18 protein-coding genes and 1 tRNA gene are annotated in these 15,504 nt (G+C 68.7%); 13 read left to right on the top strand and 6 right to left on the bottom strand.

Annotated features, from left to right (window positions below; genetic code table 11):
* Positions 1-1,277: acyl-CoA dehydrogenase family protein (locus ACIO52_RS30735; protein WP_402648794.1), on the bottom strand; the 1,277-nt coding region annotated here is incomplete at its 3' end.
* A 232-nt stretch (positions 1,278-1,509) separates the two neighbouring features.
* Between ACIO52_RS30735 and ACIO52_RS30730 the strand changes: the two genes are divergently transcribed.
* Together ACIO52_RS30730 and ACIO52_RS30725 are read left to right on the top strand one after the other, a co-directional pair.
* On the top strand, positions 1,510-2,103 hold the full coding sequence (locus tag ACIO52_RS30730) for an alpha/beta family hydrolase (protein WP_218716722.1): 594 nt from the start codon (positions 1,510-1,512) through the stop codon (positions 2,101-2,103).
* 43 nt (positions 2,104-2,146) lie between these two features.
* Positions 2,147-2,611: a flavodoxin family protein gene (locus ACIO52_RS30725; RefSeq protein ID WP_402648789.1), complete on the top strand. Its 465-nt coding sequence runs from the start codon at positions 2,147-2,149 to the stop codon at positions 2,609-2,611.
* On the opposite strand, the gene ACIO52_RS30720 is transcribed toward ACIO52_RS30725, so the two are convergent.
* The 3 genes from ACIO52_RS30720 to ACIO52_RS30710 all read right to left on the bottom strand — a co-directional run bounded on the left by ACIO52_RS30720 (position 2,591) and on the right by ACIO52_RS30710 (position 5,454).
* Positions 2,591-3,238, bottom strand: a complete 648-nt coding sequence (locus ACIO52_RS30720) for a class I SAM-dependent methyltransferase (RefSeq protein WP_316572981.1) — start codon at positions 3,236-3,238, stop codon at positions 2,591-2,593. The two genes, ACIO52_RS30725 and ACIO52_RS30720, sit on opposite strands and share 21 nt — an antisense overlap.
* Before the next feature lie 190 nt (positions 3,239-3,428).
* Positions 3,429-4,535 (bottom strand): DUF4185 domain-containing protein, encoded by a 1,107-nt coding sequence (locus ACIO52_RS30715; RefSeq protein WP_218716725.1) that lies wholly within the window; start codon positions 4,533-4,535, stop codon positions 3,429-3,431.
* A 172-nt stretch (positions 4,536-4,707) separates the two neighbouring features.
* Entirely contained in the window at positions 4,708-5,454 is a 747-nt protein-coding gene (locus tag ACIO52_RS30710) for a crotonase/enoyl-CoA hydratase family protein (protein WP_218716726.1), read from the bottom strand.
* 124 nt (positions 5,455-5,578) lie between these two features.
* Here ACIO52_RS30710 and ACIO52_RS30705 point away from each other — a divergent pair, with 124 nt between their 5' ends.
* The 7 genes from ACIO52_RS30705 (at position 5,579) to ACIO52_RS30675 (ending at position 10,641) form a co-directional block, all read left to right on the top strand.
* Positions 5,579-5,896 (top strand): hypothetical protein, encoded by a 318-nt coding sequence (locus ACIO52_RS30705; RefSeq protein ID WP_218716727.1) that lies wholly within the window; start codon positions 5,579-5,581, stop codon positions 5,894-5,896.
* 89 nt (positions 5,897-5,985) lie between these two features.
* On the top strand, positions 5,986-7,101 hold the full coding sequence (gene sfnG, locus ACIO52_RS30700; RefSeq protein WP_218716728.1) for a dimethylsulfone monooxygenase SfnG: 1,116 nt from the start codon (positions 5,986-5,988) through the stop codon (positions 7,099-7,101).
* Entirely contained in the window at positions 7,101-8,315 is a 1,215-nt protein-coding gene (locus ACIO52_RS30695; RefSeq protein ID WP_342801845.1) for an SfnB family sulfur acquisition oxidoreductase, read from the top strand. The genes sfnG and ACIO52_RS30695 overlap by 1 nt, the downstream gene beginning before the upstream one ends.
* A 32-nt stretch (positions 8,316-8,347) precedes the next feature.
* Positions 8,348-8,866: an NADPH-dependent FMN reductase gene (locus ACIO52_RS30690; protein ID WP_218716730.1), complete on the top strand. Its 519-nt coding sequence runs from the start codon at positions 8,348-8,350 to the stop codon at positions 8,864-8,866.
* Positions 8,859-9,356: a flavin reductase family protein gene (locus ACIO52_RS30685; protein WP_402648783.1), complete on the top strand. Its 498-nt coding sequence runs from the start codon at positions 8,859-8,861 to the stop codon at positions 9,354-9,356. The genes ACIO52_RS30690 and ACIO52_RS30685 overlap by 8 nt, the downstream gene beginning before the upstream one ends.
* A 95-nt stretch (positions 9,357-9,451) precedes the next feature.
* Positions 9,452-9,979, top strand: a complete 528-nt coding sequence (locus ACIO52_RS30680) for a hypothetical protein (protein WP_402648781.1) — start codon at positions 9,452-9,454, stop codon at positions 9,977-9,979.
* A gap of 164 nt (positions 9,980-10,143) precedes the next feature.
* Positions 10,144-10,641 carry a hypothetical protein gene (locus ACIO52_RS30675; protein WP_402648778.1) on the top strand — a complete coding sequence of 166 codons (498 nt, stop codon included), beginning with the start codon at positions 10,144-10,146 and terminating at the stop codon, positions 10,639-10,641.
* Positions 10,642-10,658: 17 nt separating this feature from the next.
* Here the strand turns inward: ACIO52_RS30675 and ACIO52_RS30670 are convergent.
* Positions 10,659-10,732, bottom strand: a tRNA-Gly gene (locus ACIO52_RS30670).
* Positions 10,733-11,026: 294 nt separating this feature from the next.
* Here ACIO52_RS30670 and ACIO52_RS30665 point away from each other — a divergent pair.
* A complete protein-coding gene (locus ACIO52_RS30665) occupies positions 11,027-11,500 on the top strand; it encodes a hypothetical protein (protein ID WP_218716753.1) in 474 nt (157 codons plus the stop codon).
* A gap of 129 nt (positions 11,501-11,629) precedes the next feature.
* The gene (gene dcd / locus ACIO52_RS30660) at positions 11,630-12,229 is read left to right on the top strand and encodes a dCTP deaminase (RefSeq protein WP_218716734.1); all 600 of its coding nucleotides are present in this window, start codon (positions 11,630-11,632) and stop codon (positions 12,227-12,229) included.
* Here dcd and ACIO52_RS30655 read toward each other — a convergent pair.
* Positions 12,142-12,654, bottom strand: coding sequence for a hypothetical protein (locus ACIO52_RS30655; protein ID WP_308248375.1), 513 nt, complete (start codon positions 12,652-12,654; stop codon positions 12,142-12,144). The genes dcd and ACIO52_RS30655 overlap by 88 nt on opposite strands.
* A 202-nt stretch (positions 12,655-12,856) precedes the next feature.
* On the opposite strand from ACIO52_RS30655, the gene ACIO52_RS30650 reads away from it, so the two are divergent.
* Both ACIO52_RS30650 and ACIO52_RS30645 read left to right on the top strand, forming a co-directional pair.
* Positions 12,857-14,119 (top strand): DNA-binding transcriptional regulator, encoded by a 1,263-nt coding sequence (locus ACIO52_RS30650; protein WP_218716735.1) that lies wholly within the window; start codon positions 12,857-12,859, stop codon positions 14,117-14,119.
* The gene (locus tag ACIO52_RS30645; RefSeq protein WP_255587067.1) at positions 14,116-15,387 is read left to right on the top strand and encodes a pyridoxal phosphate-dependent aminotransferase; all 1,272 of its coding nucleotides are present in this window, start codon (positions 14,116-14,118) and stop codon (positions 15,385-15,387) included. Before ACIO52_RS30650 ends, ACIO52_RS30645 begins: the two co-directional genes overlap by 4 nt.
* Positions 15,388-15,504 lie beyond the last annotated feature (117 nt).

Here is a 15,504-nt window from a genome sequence, read left to right as displayed (position 1 = left end):
CCGGAGCCACCGAAGGTCTGCAGCGAGTCGGTCAGGTACTGGTAGGCGCGCTCGGAGCCGACACCCTTGACGATCGGCAGCAGCAGGTCGTTCACGCGGAACGCGACGTCCTTGTCCGCACCCGAGACCACGGCGGCGATCTCTTCGGTCTGGTGGGCGGCGGTGTAGAGGTAGATCGCGCGCAGGCCCTCGGCGTAGGCCTTCTGCATGGCCAGCGAACGACGCACGTCCGGGTGGTGGGTGATGGTCACGCGGGGCGCGGCCTTGTCGGTCATCTGGGTCAGGTCGGCACCCTGGACGCGGGTCTTGGCGTACTCGAGGGCGTTCAGGTAACCGGTCGACAGGGTCGCGATGGCCTTGGTGCCGACCATCATGCGAGCGTTCTCGATGACGTCGAACATCTGCGCGATGCCGTTGTGGATCTCGCCGACCAGCCAGCCCTTGGCGGGAATGCCGTGGCCGCCGAAGGTGACCTCACAGGTGGCCGAGGCCTTGATGCCCATCTTGTGCTCGACGTTGGTGACGAACACGCCGTTGCGGTCACCGTAGGTCTCGGTCTCGAAGTCGAAGTGGATCTTCGGGACGTAGAACAGCGACAGGCCCTTGGTGCCCGGTCCGGCGCCCTCGGGGCGAGCCAGCACCAGGTGCATGATGTTCTCGAACAGGTCGTCGGAGTCACCCGAGGTGATGAAGCGCTTGACGCCCTCGATGTGCCACGAGCCGTCTTCCTGCTTGATCGCCTTGGTGCGGCCCGCGCCGACGTCGGAGCCGGCGTCCGGCTCGGTCAGCACCATGGTGGCGCCCCAGTTGCGGTCGGCGATCTTGGCGGCCCACTGCTTCTGCTCGTCGGTGCCGTTGTTGAAGAAGACCTGGGCGAAGCCCGCGCCGGCGGCGTACATCTGGATGGGCGGGTTGGCGCCGAGCACCATCTCCGACAGGGCCCAGGTGATGGCGGACGGGGCGTTCAGGCCGCCGAGCTCCTCGACGACGCCGACCTTGGCCCACTCGCCCTCTTCGAGCGCCTTGTAGGACTTCTTGAAGGACTCGGGCAGGGTGACCGAGTGGGTGTTCGGGTCGAAGGTGGGCGGGTTGCGGTCGGCGTCGGCGAACGACTCGGCCAGCGGACCCTCGGCCAGACGACGGACCTCGGAGAGCATTTCCTTGACGGTGTCGGTGTCCAGGTCACCGAAGGTGCCCGCATCGAGCAGCTTGTCGATGCCGAGGACCTCGAAGAGGTTGAACTCGAGGTCGCGAACGTTTGCCTTGTAGTGGCCCATGTGAGTACTCACTCTCCGTTGAGTTCTGGTGCGGTCGGTTGTCTGCCGTTCCCGCCCTGTGACGTCCACCGGGGTAGCCTTGCCGGTTTTCCGCATGCTACTCGCGGGTAACTTATGGACCATATTACCGGTGAGTAATCGTCTCGGCAAAGGGCTGGGGAGCAATGTGACGTGAAAAACACGCACGGGCGCCGAAACGTTGCTCGCCGCGGCGGCGGGGCTACCGTGAGGTGTGCGCATCGAGACGAGTTCCGGGCCCGCCGAGATCGAGCTCGACGAGGTCGCCGACCCGGCCTTCCTGCTGGTGATCACGCACGGCGCCGGCGGCGGTGTCGACGCGAAAGACATTCTGGCAGTGCGTGATTCGGCGATCGAGTCGGGCGGTGCGGTGGCCAGGGTGGTGCAGCCGTACCGGGTGGCCGGGCGCCGGGCGCCGGGGTCGGCGGACAAGCAGGACGAGGCATGGCGCGAGATCGTCGCCGCGCTGCGGGCCCGGTTTGCCGGGGTGCCGGTTGTCCAGGGGGGTCGCAGCAACGGAGCGCGGGTGGCGTGTCGCACCGCCGTCGCCGTCGGCGCGCGCGGGGTGATCGCGCTGTCGTTCCCGTTGCATCCGCCAGGGAAGCCGGACAAGAGCAGGCGTGCGGAGCTGCTCGCTCCCGGTGACATCGAGGTCGTGGTGATCAACGGCGGCAGCGACCCGTTCGGGGTGCCCGATCCCGCCGATGCCGCCGAGGTGAAAGTGATCCCCAAGCAGGCGCATTCGTTCCGCACCGGATTCGACGTGATCGCCGCGACAGTCGAACCCTGGTTCGCCCGCTGGCGCTAGGCTGCTTCGCGCAAGCACGCTTCGATCGAGGCAGGGGGCAGTCATGAAGGCGCTCATCGTGTGCACGTCCAAGTCGCACGGCAATACCAGGAAGGTCGCCGACACCATCGGCTCGGTGCTCGACGCGCGGGTGGTCGACCCGTCGGAGATCACCGCGGCCGACCTCGCCGACCACGACCTCGTCGGCTTCGGGTCGGGGGTGTACTGGATGGCGCTGGACGCCCGGCTGCGCGAGTTCGTCGACGCGCTGCCCGCCGGAGCGGGTCGCGAGGCGTTCGTCTTCGCCACCAGCGGGCTGCCCGAGCCGCGTTTCCGCCCCTACCTGCGCAATCTCGGCGACCAGCTCACCGGCAAGGGCTTCGAGGTGGTGGGCGGGTTCGCCTGCCGCGGGCTCGACACGATGGGGCCGCTCGCACTGGTCGGCGGGCTGAACAAGGGCCGCCCCAGCGCCGATGACCTGAGTTCGGCGCGGAGTTTCGCCGAGCAGCTACGCGGCCGGTTCGCCTGATTCCGGCAGGTCCCGTTCGGCCAGGACCAGCGCGTCGATCGCGTCGGGGCCCTCGGTGGGCCGCAGCACCGCGTCGGCGATGCGGATGGTGATGTGCTCGCCCGCCGCGCCCAGTTCGGCGCGGATGTCGTCGGGAGTGAACAGGATGGCCGGGTCCTGCGGGCCGCCGTAGCCGTCGGTCAGGTTCCTGGTGTCGTGCCCGAGCACGAGCAGCACGCCGCCGGGGGAGAGCATGCCTGCCAGTTCACGCAGCAGGGCGCCGCGCTGCTCGGCGGGCAGGTGCACGAAGACCATCAGGATCAGCTCGTACGGTCCGGTGATCCCCGCCCCGGCCAGGTCGGTGATGTCGGCGCACTGCCAGTTCACCCGCGAGCGCACCGAGCGCGACAGTCGCGCCGCGACCGTGCGGCCCTTGTCGATGCCCACCTGGGAGAAGTCGACGGCGTCGATCTGCCAGCCGTGCGTGGCCAGCCACAGGGCGTGGCGGCCCTCGCCGCAGGCCAGGTCGAGCGCGCGGGGCAGCGCGGGCGCGGTGCCGCCCGGTTCGTCGGGTCGCAGCTGGATCCGGCGATCGAGGCCGTAGACGTACTCGACCACCGTGCTGTTCGGCGGTGCGCCCCAGATCAATTCACTCTGGGCATACCGAGCGTCCCATTCCGCCGCCGATCCGCCTCCCCGCGACGTCTGGCCGGATCCAGGTGCGTCACCGGCTGTCGATTCGGCCGGCGGTTGATCGGTGGTCATGTCAGCCCGTCCCCGGTGAGTTACCCATGTGCTTGCCAGACCTATGGTGCCAGGTCTTCAGGCTCTCCAGGTCTCAGAGCCGGGTACGCATCAACACGACGTTGTACTGGGTGTGGATGGTGGTCATGAAGTAGAGGTCGCGGCCGGTCTGGTACGGGAAGATCGACGGCGCGTAGGCGGTGGGGAGCTCGCGGGCGTCGATCAGCACCTCCGGCGCGCTCCACGGGCCCTCGGGGGAGGACGCGCGGCGCATGACCACGGAGTTGAACGGGTCGGTGGTCAGCGAGACGAACTGGCCGAGGTACTCGTTGTACATCACCGACAGCTCGCCGACGCCGCCCATGATCGGGGCCGCCGCGTTCACGTCGTTGAGCTTCCACCCGCTGCCGTCCCAGTACTCGTAGGCGCCGAGGTTCTCGATCTGGGCTTCCGGCACGCGCGCGACGAACGCGTCGTTGTTGCGGCCCGAACGGGTGCCGTACTCGTAGACGAAACCGCCGTCCTTGAGGAAAGCGTTCATCTGGAAGTTGGCGTTGCCGCCCTCGTCGGGGCGCCGGGTGTGGCCGAGATCGGCCCAGGTCTCGCCGTTGTCGGCGGAGGCGGCCAGGCCGGAGAAGCTGGTGGTCCACTCGCCGGGGGCGTCCCAGGTCTTCACCGACATCATCGACAGGTACTGCACGCCGTTGGCCGAGATCCCCGCCGTCGGGATGCGGCTGATCTCCAGGAACGGGATCTTCGGGCTGGGGATGAGGTCGCGCGCCTGGCCGACGACATCGCGCACGACGCTGTCGAAGAAGACGCCGCCGGAGGGGTCCTTGGTATGGCTGCGGACCAGGATGTTCGAGCGCCACGCCCAGGTGCTGCCCGCCAGCAGGTTCGGGAAGCCGATGCCCGCGGTGTCGCCGAAGGCGGTCAGCATCTCGCCGCGGCCGTTGTCCCACATGATGCCGAGGTCGGTGCCGAGGACGTTGTAGTTCTGCGTGTTGTTCGGGCTCGCCATGCCGGTGACCTGGAAGACGGCCTGCGTGCGCCCGTGCAGGGCGGGCAGGCCGTTGGTTCCGTTGAGCACCGGGATGGGGTTGATGGCGTTGGGATTCGCCACGGCGGGCGTCGCTCCGCTCACCAGCATGGCCGTCGCTCCGGCGAACGCGGCAAGCAGGATGGAACCGGTCTTCTTCACGGTCGTCGGAGCCTCCGGGTCACGCCGAAAATCGAGACCGCTTCAGGTTCACCTGTGTCGCGGACCACATTTCGACTGTTGGGCGAATCGCAGCGATGCTAACAGTCGATCGGAGTGGCGTGTGGTACATCGACTCGTGGGTTGGCATGAACAAATTCTCAGTTGCCTGTCGCTAACTACGATTCAGGGCCTTACGCAGGAGCAATGGCACCTGGGCCGCGCGTTCGGCGGCGAACGTGGCGCGCGGATTTCGGTGCCAGGACCGGTCGAAGAGGCGCTTGGCGGCGGCGACCGCGCGCGGATCGCGGCCGGTGATCCGGTCGGCGAGGGCGGCGGCCGCGGCCTGCGGGTCCTCGGCGACCTCGGTGACGAGGCCGATCCGGGCGGCCTGGGCGGCGTCGATCGGGTCGGCGGTCATGGTCAGCAGCATGGCCTGGTCTATGCCGATGAGCTGCGACAATGTCGCCGCGCCCGACATGTCCGGGATCAGGCCGTGGGCGGCTTCCATCACCGAGAACTCCGCCGTCGGCGCCGCGATGCGGAAGTCGGCGGCCAGTGCGAGTTGCAGGCCGCCGCCGTAGCAGCGGCCGTGCACCGCGGCGATCACCGGCACGTCGAGACGGCGCCAGGCCCAGCAGGCTTCCTGAAAAGTATTCGTGCCGCGCCACGGTCGCGGGAGAAATTCCCGAACGATAGCCAATGGATCGCGGGTGGCCGCCGCGATATCGAGTCCGCTACTGAAACTCGGTCCGTTGCCGCTGACAATGACGACCCGGGTTTCTTTGTGCTCGGCCACTTTTCGCGCCGCGGCGACGAGATCACGGAGCATTTCCAGGGTCAGTCCGTTGTGTTTGCCCGGTCGATTCAAGGTGATATATGCGCGGTCGCTCTCGAAGCGCGCGGTGAGGTGGTCTCCCATGGGCTCACCTTACTCGTGAGTCAGTTCCGGGTGGGTGGGACGGTGTGGCCCTCGCGGCGGCGGTGCGGCATGATCCTCCACGGCTGCGCATCGGCCGATGCGCAGCGATCGAGAGGACTCGAGAGTGCGGATCTGTTTGCTCGCCGCGGCGCTGATCGCCGTGCCGGTGCTATCTGCTTGCGGAGGCGGCGACGAGGCGCCCGCGGTCACCCAGGCGGAGCTGTCGAAGTCGCTGCAGGACAAGGGGTTGACCAACCCGGAGCTGGCCGACTGCGCGGCACAGGTCTTCCTCGATTCGGGGATGTCGCAGGACGGGCTGCGGGTGATGGTGTCCAACGCGCAGTCCGGTGATCCGGCCAAGCTGCTCGGCAAGGACGACGCGGCCAAGGTGGGCGCCGCGCAGTCGAAGATCGCGGAGAGCTGCGTGCACCTGGGCCGCTGAGCCGCGGGCCGTATCGATCGCGGCGATTCAAACTCTCGTCGGGGCTCCACGCCGGTGTTGCACTGGAAACCCCGACGAGAGGAGCCGCTATGACAACGGAGAGAATCGCCGACCAGGTCTCGTTCGCCTACTGGGTCCCCAACGTCAGCGGGGGGCTGGTGACCAGCGATATCGAGCAGCGCACCGGCTGGGACTTCGAATACAACAAGAAGCTCGCCCAGACGGCGGAGCGCAACGGGTTCGAGTACGCGCTCTCGCAGGTCCGCTACACCGCCTCCTATGGCGCGGAGTACCAGCACGAGTCGACCTCGTTCAGCCTCGCGCTGCTCGGGGCGACCGAGCGGCTGAAGGTGATCGCCGCGGTCCATCCCGGACTGTGGCATCCGGCCGTGCTGGCCAAGTTCGGCGCGACGGCCGACCATCTCTCCGGTGGGCGGTTCGCGATCAACGTCGTGTCCGGCTGGTTCGCCGGTGAGTTCCAGGCGCTGGGCGAGCCGTGGCTCGAGCACGACGAAAGATACCGGCGCAGCGCCGAATTCCTCGAGGTGATCCGCAAGATCTGGACCGAGGACGCGGTGAACTACGGTGGCGACTTCTACCGCATCCGCGACTTCACCCTCAAGCCCAAGCCCCTCAACACTCCCGAACGGCCGAATCCCGAACTGTTCCAGGGCGGCAACTCCACCGCGGCGCGCCGCAACGGCGGCCGCTACGCCGACTGGTACTTCTCCAACGGCAAGGACTTCGACGGCGTCACCGAGCAATTGGACGATCTGCGCGCGGTCGCCAGGGACAACGACCGCGAGGTGAAGTTCGGGCTCAACGGCTTCATCATCGCCCGCGACACCGAGAAGGAAGCCCGCGACACCCTGCGCGAGATCGTCGAGAAGGCGAACAAGCCCGCGGTGCAGGGGTTCCGCGACGCCGTGCAGCAGGCGGGCGCGTCGACCGCCGACCGCAAGGGCATGTGGGCCGACTCCACCTTCGAGGATCTGGTCCAGTACAACGACGGGTTCCGCACCGGGCTGATCGGCACGCCCGAGCAGATCGCGGAGCGGATCGTGGCCTACCGGGCGCTCGGCGTCGACCTCATCCTGGCCGGGTTCCTGCACTTCCAGGAGGAGATCGAGTACTTCGGCGCCAAGGTCCTGCCGCTGGTGCGTGAGCTGGAGGCCGCCGCGACCCCGGTCGCGGCGGGACGCTGATGACGGTGGTGACCGCCGCGCGGATCACCACCGCCGCACAGGCATTGGCGATCGCCACCGAACTCGCCGCCGACTTCGCGCAGGGCGCGGCCGAGCGTGATCACACGCGCAGGCTGCCGCACGAGGAACTGGATCAGCTCTCGGCCAGCGGACTGCTGGCGATCACGGTGCCGGCGGCCTTCGGCGGCGCCGACCTGCCGCCGAGCGTGGTCGCCGAGGTCTTCCGGATCCTGGCGACCGCCGATCCGAATATCGCGCAGGTGCCGCACAGCCACTTCGTGTATCTGAACCTGTTGCGGCTGGCCGGAACTCCCGCGCAGCAGCGCGAATACTTCGGGCGGGTGCTCGCCGGCGCGCGCATCGCTAACGCGCAGTCCGAACGGGGCGGGGCCACCGTCGCCGACATCGCCACGACGGTGCGTCCCGTCGACGGGCGGTTCGTGGTCGAGGGCACCAAGTACTACTGCACCGGGTCGCTGTTCGCCGATGTGCTCGCCGTGCTGGCCAGACTCGATGATCCGCACGGCGTTTCGGGGCTGGCGGCAGGGGAGTACGTGGCCTTCGTCGCCGCACTGGAGCCCGGTGTGCGCATCGTCGACGACTGGGACGCGCTGGGGCAGCGCACGACCGGCAGTGGGACCGTCGAGTTCGACGCGGTGACCGTGGCCGCCGACCAACTGGTGGCCCGCGCCGCCGCGGTGCACGCGCCGACCGGCTACGGCGCCTTCGCCCAGTTGCTGCATGCCGCGATCGACGCGGGCATCGCGCGGGGCGCGCTGGAAGCCGCCGCCGAGTTCGTGCGCACGCGGAGCAGGCCGTGGTTCGAAGCCGAGGTCACTCGCGCGGTCGACGATCCGCTGGTGGTGCAGCGCTTCGGCGAGCTGGCCGTGTCGGTGGCGGCGGCGGAATCCGCGCTGGTCGTCGCCGGTGCGGCGGTCGACGGGGCGATCCGCGGCGAGCACCAGGACGACGCCGCGCGGGCATCGATCGCGGTCGCGACCGCCAAGATCCTCGCCGACCGCGCTGCGAACGAGGTGTCGGCGGCGATATTCGAAGTGGGCGGGACACGCAGCGCCGCGGCAGGGCATCGGCTCGATCGCTTCTGGCGCAACGCGCGCACCCACACCCTGCACGACCCGGTGCGCTGGAAATACCAGCACATCGGCAGGGCGGTGCTGCAGGACCGGCCGCCGCCGCTGCACGGCGTCATCTGAGCACGGACGAATGGCAGAGTGAGGAAAATCCAGTGACAGTGACCGTCGTCGTCGGCAATCCGAAACCGGCGTCTCGCACCTCGGCCGCGGCCGTCCGGGTCGCCGAGGCGTTGCGCCCCGGCGTCGAGCCGGACGTGATCGATCTCGTGACCCTCGGGCCCGGCCTGCTCGGCTGGGGTGATCCCGAGGTCGCCGCGGCCGCGCGCGCCGTGGCCGCCTCGGAGCTGGTCGTCTTCGCCAGTCCGACCTTCAAGGCCACCTACACCGGGCTGCTGAAACTGTTCCTCGAGCAGTTCGACGGCGGCACCGGGCTGGCCGGGGTGATCACCGTGCCGGTGATGCTCGGCGCGGGGCCCGCCCACGCGCTCGCCCCGGATCTGCTGCTCAAGCCGGTCCTGGTGGAAATCGGCGGGACCGCGGCGCTGCCGGGGCTGTATCTCGCCGATCGTAGCTTCGCCGAGGACGGCGTCATCGAGGCCTACGCCCAGCGCTGGGCGCCTGTCGTCGCGGCACTGATCGAACAGCCGGTGGAGGCAACGAATCATGCGTGAGCTCTTGGACTTTCCCGCCGACGGCAGCGGCTTGCGCCGCGCCTTCGCCAACTTCCCCAGCGGGGTCGTCGCGGTGTGCGCGGAGATCGACGGCACCCCGCACGGTCTGGCGGTGAGCACCTTCGTGCCGGTCTCCCTCGACCCGCCGCTGGTCTCGTTCTGCGTGCAGAACTCCTCCTCGACCTGGCCGAAACTGGCCGCTGCCGGCCACCTCGGCCTCAGCCTGCTCGGCACCGACCAGCAGGCGGCGGCCAAGGCCCTCGGCGCCCGCAACGGCGACCGCTTCCGCGAGACCGCCCTGCACCGCGGCACCGGCGAAGCGGTCTTCATCGACGGCGCCACCGCGTGGATCGAAGGCGTCCCGGAAACCCACGTCCCCGCGGGCGACCACCTCGTCGTCCTCCTGCGCGTCAACCGCGTCGCCGCCCGCGAAGACCTCGACCCACTGGTCTTCCACGGCAGCAAGTTCCGCACCCTGCACACGGGCTGACCACACCGACGACGAAGGCCCTGGCTCTCCCGATCCGGGGCCGTCGCCGTGCGCGAATCAAACCCCGTGCGTCGCCGGCGGAGTGAGCGATAGCGTTGGCCGTGCTTGCGGTGACGATGAACGACCGAACGGCGGGACTGCTCGATCTGCGGGACGGCTTCGGCGGCCTGGACCCAGCAGAGGGCTTGGCGGCCGGGCTGCGGACGTGGGTGGACCGCGGGATCGGTTTCCGCGACGAAGTGGTGTGCTGGGCCCCGGTTCCCGCGCACGCCGATCACGCACCGGGGCCGCACTCCGATCGCACCGGCTGGGAGTGCTTTCACACGGTCTTTCACCTGGAAGATTTTGTGCCCGTGGACAGGACGTACGCCGAGGTGTCGATCATCGGTGTCGACGCGCAGCGGACCCTGCTTCGGCAAGGGATCGCCCTGGCCCGCGAGGTCGGGCGGCTGGCCGGTGAACTCAGCACGCCGATTCCGCTGCGCTGCATCGTCGCGACCGACAATTCGCCGCCGCCCAGCGCTGCTTCGTACCTGTCCGGAAGGACTGACCTGGGACCGGTGCGCCGCGGATACCGGATTCCGCGAGACCGAACTCCAGGCCTACCTCCGGCTGCTGGCTGATCGGTGCCGCGCGGTCGGCACCGCGCTGATCGGCGTCGTCGCCGACAAGAACGGTCTGGTGCTCGGTTTTCTTCCGGCGGACAAGCTCTCGCGCTTCGGCGAGCTCGCTGCGGCGGCCGAGGTGGAGATCATCGTGTACGGCAGTTTGTGACTACCATGCCGTCATGATGACATCGAGCGTCTGGATGCGCGTGTTGTCCGGGCTCGGCGCCTGTGTCGCTGCTCTTGTGGTTCTGTTCTACGCGATCGTCCTACAGTTCGAAGGGATGCCCGACGAGGAGGTTTCGGCAGGCAGCCACGCACTACTCGTGGCCAAGCTGACTGTTGCGGTCGTGGCGGGGTCGGCGTTGATCGTCGGTGCCCTGAGCGGGTGGCGGTGGGTGATCCTGGGTGGCTGCTCGTTGTTCTTCGTCGATTTCGCACTCTGGCTCGTGCAGTTCTCCGGGGTTGTCAGATCTCCGAGTTTCGAGCATCCCGAGCCCGGCCCGGCCTCGCCACCACCATTGTTCTGGCTGGTGTTGATAATCGGCTGGGGCCTGTTCCCCGGTCTGCTCGCAGTGCTCGCGTATCGACGGTCGCCCGAACGCGCCATGAGCGACACGCGGCCAGCAGGATCAGCGCCCGAAGTCGGGGCGCCGGAAACGACGAAAGCCCCCGGTTGACCTGGGGGCTTTCGTGCTGGAGCCGATGACGGGAATCGAACCCGCGCTGTCTGCTTGGGAAGCAGAAGTTCTACCATTGAACTACATCGGCGTGCGTTCATCGAGCGCGTTCGCGACTCTATCAGACCGGCTCGTGTGCCGGTCAACTCTTTGTTCGGGCCGGTTCGGGTGGGTGGGTGTCGACCGGTGTTGACGGGTGGTGGGGTGAATACGGGTCGGGTGGGTGGGGTCGCGTTCTACAGTGCGTCGACGGGTCCGCACAGTGGGTCAGCGTTGCGTGCGGGGTCGGTCTTGCCGCGGGGTGCGGCGTAACAGGTTCTCCGGTTCGAGGTTTCGGCTCGGTGTCGCCGGGTCGGGTGGGCCGGGACGACGAAAGGCTGACTGAATGAAGCGGGTTCTGTTCGTATCGGTGATCGCGGCGCTGGCCGTGCTCGGGGCGGGCTGCTCCGACGACTCCGGGTCCGAGACCGGGACCACCACCAGCAAGGCCACGACCACCAGCGCGAAGGCGACGACGACCACCGGGTCGGCCGAGCACGACCCCGGCCACGGTGACCCGGGGCATCAGCACCCGGCCACGACGCCGCCGGGCATGATGCCCAACCCGAACGGGGACGGGACCTGGGTGCCGTGTGAGGGCACGATCTGCACCAATCCGAATCACGGCGCCGGGCCGGACGGGGGCGGCGAGACCGCCCCGCCGCCGGTCGAGACCACCAGTCCGGCGCCGCTGACCGGGCCCGGCGACATCGTCAACCCGACCACCACGCCGCCGCCGATGGGACCGGGTGACCTCGTCAACCCGACGACACAGGCGCCGCCGAGCGGGCCGGGCGGCATCGTCCAGCCGACGCCGTAGCTTTCCGGCGGATACCGGCCGGTGGCCTCGGCGACGTCGGCGATTCGCCGGGGCCATCGGCTCCCGTTGGTCCTGCCCAAGAGGGTGGGGGCGGTCTACCTGCGGCATCAGGCTGCTTAGACTGGGCGCGTGCTGCTCTCCGATCGTGACATCCGGGCCGAGATCGCCGCTGGGCGTCTCGGTGTCGAACCGATGCTGGATTCGATGGTGCAGCCGTCGAGCATCGACGTGCGCCTGGACGGGTTGTTCCGGGTGTTCGACAACAGTCGCTACACCCACATCGACCCGGCCATGCAGCAGGACGAGCTGACCAGCCTGGTCGAGCCCAAGCCGGGCGAGCCGTTCGTGCTGCATCCGGGCGAGTTCGTGCTCGGGTCCACGCTTGAGGTGTGCTCGTTGCCCGACGACCTGGCCGGACGCCTGGAAGGCAAGTCGAGCCTGGGCAGGCTCGGGCTGCTCACCCACTCGACGGCGGGGTTCATCGACCCGGGGTTCAGCGGGCACATCACCCTGGAGCTGTCGAACGTGGCGAACCTGCCGATCACGCTGTGGCCGGGCATGAAGATCGGGCAGCTGTGCCTGATCCGGCTGAGCAGCCCGGCCGAGCACCCGTACGGCAGCGCCGCGGCCGGCTCGAAGTATCAGGGGCAGCGTGGGCCGACGCCGTCGCGGTCGTATCTCAACTTCCCGTTGCCGCCCGCCTCGCTCAACGCCGTCGAGACCCGCTGAGGGGTCACCGACAGGGCGAGGTGCAGCACCAGCGACAGCGGCGGCAGCACGTCGTCGCGGCTGGGCGGACGCACCCAGTGACAGCCCTCGCGGCTCCACCGGCCCAGGCTGGTCGGCAGCATGACCGCGCTGCCGATGCCGGGGATATCGATGTCGAGGCCGGCCAGCTCGGTGACCACCTCGGCGGGCGGCCGGGCATCGGGTTCGGTGAGCAGGCTCCAGCGGATCTGCCGGGCCAGCACCGGACCGGCCCGGCGTTGCTCCCGTAAGGTCTCGAGCACCGACTCGGCGCGCGTGGTCGGCAGGTGCACCACGCAGAGCCGATCGGTGATCGGCAGCATCACGAAGCCACCACGCTCGCGAACGGGTAGCCCGAATTCGCGCTGGTAGCAAGACACCCAGTCGTCGACAGTTCTGGCTTCCACCCTTCCAGGATGGTCCCTGCGCGTGCGCGCGACCACTGCCCCGCACCGCCCTTTCACTGCCTCAGGCAACCGATTCCGTGAAGATGTGGCGTGTCTCACTGTCGCACTCGTACTCTGGGAGCAGTAGTCCATCGGATGAGGTGACGCCGTGGTCGGGGAGTGGACAGGCAGAGAGGCCAGAGCTCTTCGCGATGCCAAACGAATGAGCATCCGGGAGTTCGCGGCTCATCTCGGCGTGCATGAACGACTGGTCTCGAAGTGGGAGGCCGGTGGCGCACGCGTGCGCCCACGGCCGGTGAACCAAGCCGCGCTCGACACGTCGCTGGCCCGGTCCGACGACGTGGTCCGCGCACGTTTCTCTACCCTTTTGGCGCCCACCGGCGCCGACGCCGACCTGCTCGCTTTCGTCGACGCCGGTGCGATCAAAGGCGCTGTGCCCGAGGTGATGTCGGAGAGGGAGTTGATCATGGCGGCTGCGCACGAGGCGAGCGAGCACGCGGCTGCCGCGGAGAGCACGAATGTCGGCGCGACGACGCTGGCTCAGCTCGACGCCGACGTCCGGCGCATCGCCAACGAATACGTGCACGCCGCGCCTGCGCCCATGATGGTCGAGATGCTGCGGGTGCGGCGGCGGGTGTACCGACTACTCGACGGGCAGCAGAAGCCCGGCGACACCAGTCATCTCTACCTGCTCGCCGGCACCCTGTCGGGGCTGATGGCCAACGCCAGCACCGACCTGGGGTACCTCGACGCCGCGGGCGAACAGATCAGGGCCGCTTGGGCATACGCCGAACTCAGCGGCCACAACGGCTTACGCGCGTGGACCCGCGGCATGCACGCGCTGATCGAGAACTGGTCGGATCGGCCGCGCAACGCGGTCCAATTGGCGCGCAGCGGACAGGAATTCGCCGGGCAGGGCCTGGCTCGGGTCCGGCTGCTCAACATCGAGGCCAGGGTGTGGGCGCGGCTGGGCAGCGACACCGAGACCGACCGCTGCCTGCGCGCCGCCGAGGCGGTGGTGAGCGACCGGCGCGACGAGCTGCACGACGAGATCGGCGGCGTGTTCGGCTTCGGCGCGCCGAAGGCCGCGTACTACGCGGGCGCCACCTGCATCCAGCTCGGTCGGGCCGAACAGGCGCTGGCCGCCACCGAACGGGCCATCACCCTGTACTCCAGCGGACCCGCCCTGCAGCGCTCCTACGGCGCCGAATCGCTGGCGCGGGTCGACAACGCCGCGGCCCACCTCATCAACGGCAGTATCGACGGTGCCGCCGACGCCCTGCGCCCGGTGCTGGGGTTGCCCGAGGATCGCCGCATCGCCCAGCTCGGCGAGCGGTTGACCGGGGTGCGGCGGCGGATCGCCGCGCCCGCCTATCGCGACGCCTTCGAGGCCCGCCAGCTCGACGAGCGGATCGAGGAATTCTGCGGCGCCACCGCCGCCGCGGGCCTGCCACCAGGCAGATGAGGGCGGATGGCACCATTGGTCGGGTGAGTCCTCAATCGCCGCATGTGCCGCCGCGCGTTCTCGAGCAGTCGAAGAAACTGCAGGACGTGGTCTACGAGATCCGTGGGCCGGTACACGCACACGCGGCGCGTTTGGAGGCCGAGGGCCACCGCATCCTCAAGCTGAACATCGGCAATCCGGCCCCGTTCGGGTTCGAAGCGCCCGATGTGATCATGCGCGACATGATCGCGGCGCTGCCGTACGCGCAGGGGTATTCCGAGTCCAAGGGCATCCTGTCGGCCCGGCGCGCGATCGTCACCCGCTACGAGCTGGTGCCCGGTTTCCCCGAGCTCGACGTCGACGACGTCTACCTGGGCAACGGCGTCTCCGAGCTGATCACCGTCACCATGCAGGCGCTGCTCGACAACGGCGACGAGGTGCTGATCCCGGCGCCCGACTACCCGCTGTGGACGGCCATGACCAGCCTGGCCGGTGGTACCCCGGTGCACTACCTGTGCGACGAGGCCAACGGCTGGCAGCCCGATATCGCCGATATCGAATCGAAGATCACCGACAAGACCAAGGCCCTGCTGGTGATCAACCCGAACAACCCGACGGGGGCGGTGTACTCGGCGGAGGTGCTGCAGCAGATCGTCGACCTGGCGCGCAAGCATCGCCTGCTGCTGCTGGCCGACGAGATCTACGACAAGATTCTCTACGACGACGCCAAGCACATCTCGCTGGCCTCGCTCGCGCCCGATCTGCTGTGCCTGACGTTCAACGGCCTGTCCAAGGCGTACCGGGTGGCCGGGTATCGGTCCGGCTGGCTGGCCATCACCGGGCCCAAGGAGCACGCGGCCGGCTTCCTCGAGGGCATCGACCTGCTCGCTTCGTCCCGACTGTGCCCGAACGTGCCCGCCCAGCACGCGATCCAGGTGGCGCTCGGCGGCCACCAGAGCATCGAGGACCTGATCCTGCCCGGTGGGCGGCTGCTCGAGCAGCGCGACGTGGCCTGGGAGCGGCTCAACATGATCCCCGGTGTGTCGTGTGTGAAGCCGCGCGGCGCGCTGTACGCGTTCCCGCGTCTGGATCCGAACGTGCACGAGATCCACGACGACGGGAAGCTCGTGCTCGATCTGTTGTTGCAGGAGAAGATCCTGATGGTGCAGGGCACCGGGTTCAATTGGCCCGACACCGATCACCTGCGGATCGTGACCCTGCCGTGGGCGCGGGATCTGGCGGTGGCGATCGAGCGGTTCGGCAATTTCCTCGCCAGTTACCGTCAGTGAGTCCTCACCCCGCGAGGCTGTGACCAGTGAGTTCGCGGGGCCTGGGCAACCTGGTCATCCGTATAGATTGACCAAAACAGACTCCGGGTTCGGAATCTTGCAGTTTTTGAAGAGCTA

It is taken from the genome of Nocardia sp. NPDC087230 (assembly GCF_044744725.1).
Lineage (GTDB): Bacteria > Actinomycetota > Actinomycetes > Mycobacteriales > Mycobacteriaceae > Nocardia > Nocardia canadensis.
Note: the sequence above shows the minus strand (reverse complement) of the source record. Positions and strands in the feature narration are given on the sequence as shown.